General features: G+C 38.0%; 2 protein-coding genes. Both read right to left on the bottom strand.

Translation table 11 applies throughout. The features are described 5' to 3' along the window. A partial coding sequence (locus SMIDD26_RS06165; protein ID WP_061439533.1) for a DeoR/GlpR family DNA-binding transcription regulator occupies positions 1 to 542 on the bottom strand: 542 nt, incomplete at its 3' end. Between the two features lie 181 nt (positions 543 to 723). Further along, positions 724 to 1,689 carry a class 1b ribonucleoside-diphosphate reductase subunit beta gene (nrdF, locus tag SMIDD26_RS06160; protein ID WP_061439512.1) on the bottom strand — a complete coding sequence of 322 codons (966 nt, stop codon included), beginning with the start codon at positions 1,687 to 1,689 and terminating at the stop codon, positions 724 to 726. Positions 1,690 to 1,860 lie beyond the last annotated feature (171 nt).

Below are 1,860 nucleotides of genomic sequence, written 5' to 3'. Positions count from 1 at the left end.
CCGTTTTGAATACCATTACAGCTAACGAAAGCTTTAGAAAATTGGAGATTAGAGAGATTTTGTAGGGTCAATGTGCCAACAAAAGCACCTGTAATATCGCGATAATTTCCACCTATCAAAATCAAATCTGTTAATTTTCGTTCGCTTAAAATCAGAAAAACAGGCAGACTGTTGGTCACGACGCGGATATTGTCAATAGGCAATTCGCGCGCAAAAAATTCTAATGTTGTTCCTGGTCCAATGAAAATAGTTTCTCTTTCTTCTACTAGACTGCCTGCAAAACGGGCTATTTCTTGTTTTTCTGCCGTTTGGAGGGCTTGTTTTTCAATATTTGATCGCTCATTAGTCAAAAGGGAGTTGGTTCGAAGTTTTTCAGCTCCACCATGCACACGAATCAGCAAATCTTTATCAGCTAATTCCTGTAAATAGCGCCTTGCAGTCATATCTGAAACGGCTATTTCGTCCATAATCTGCTTAACAGTTATGGTTCCTTTACTATTTACTGTCTCTAAAATTTTGGCTAATTTTTCTTGTTTGAGCATATTATCACCTCGTTTCCTACTACTATCTTACCATAAACTAGCTCATCATTCAAATACAAAAACAACAAAATAAAACAAAAACAAAAATATCGAGGTTTATTTTCAAAACTTTCGATATTTTTATTAAGTTATTATTTTGTTGTTTCTAGTTTACTTTTTGATGGTTAAGAGTGGTAGAGTATTAGTCCAAACCGTAGTTGTAGTCATCATCTTGCATGGCTTCAACTTCACCAAGGAGGTAACCATTTCCGACTTGAGAGAAGAAGTCGTGGTTAGATGTCCCTGTTGAAATACCGTTCATAACGATTGGGTTGACATCATCTGCTGAATCTGGGAAGAGTGGATCTTGTCCCAGGTTCATGAGAGCCTTGTTAGCATTATAGCGAAGGAAAGTCTTGACTTCTTCCGTCCAACCAACACCGTCATAGAGGCTTTCTGTATAGCCTTCTTCATTTTCATAAAGAGTATAGAGCAGGTCGTACATCCATTCTTTGAGATTTTCTTGTTCTTCTTCAGGCAATTCATTGAAACCAAGTTGGAATTTGTAACCAATGTAGGTTCCGTGAACAGATTCATCACGAATAATCAATTTGATGATTTCCGCAACGTTGGCTAGCTTGTTGTTACCAAGATAGTAGAGGGGAGTAAAGAAACCTGAATAGAAGAGGAAGGTTTCAAGGAAGACACTGGCAACTTTCTTTTCAAGTGGGCTACCGTTTAGGTAGATTTCGTTGACAATCTCAGCCTTCTTTTGGAGGTAAGGGTTGGTATTGGTCCATTCGAAAATTTCTTCAATCTCAGCCTTGGTATTCAAGGTAGAAAAGATTGATGAATAAGATTTTGCGTGGACAGATTCCATAAATTGGATGTTATTGAAAACAGCTTCCTCATGTGGTGTACGGATGTCTGCGCGAAGGGCTTCAACCCCTGTTTCAGATTGCATGGTGTCCAGAAGGGTTAAACCACCAAAGACTTTTCCGACCAAGTCTTTCTCTTTGTTAGATAGCTTTCTCCAGTCATCCAAGTCGTTTGACAAGGGAATACGTGTATCGAGCCAGAATTGCTCTGTCAGTTTTTCCCAAGTTGATTTGTCGATGACATCTTCGATGGCATTCCAGTTAATGGCTTTGTAGTAAGTTTGTGACATATTTTCTTCTTTCGATCTTGTAAAAAATTATTTTCTTCTTTTTCCTGCTAAGTGTTTAGCGCCCTCTGAACTTCCGTGTCTCAGTCCATCAGAAGCTACTTTATCAACCTTCTTTTTCATGAAGGAATTTTCCTTTTTTAAAGATGAATTCTCTTTTTTTTAAAAAGGAAA

It is taken from the genome of Streptococcus mitis, assembly GCF_001579035.1.
GTDB lineage: Bacteria > Bacillota > Bacilli > Lactobacillales > Streptococcaceae > Streptococcus > Streptococcus mitis_J.
This window is presented reverse-complemented; position numbering and strand designations above follow the sequence as displayed.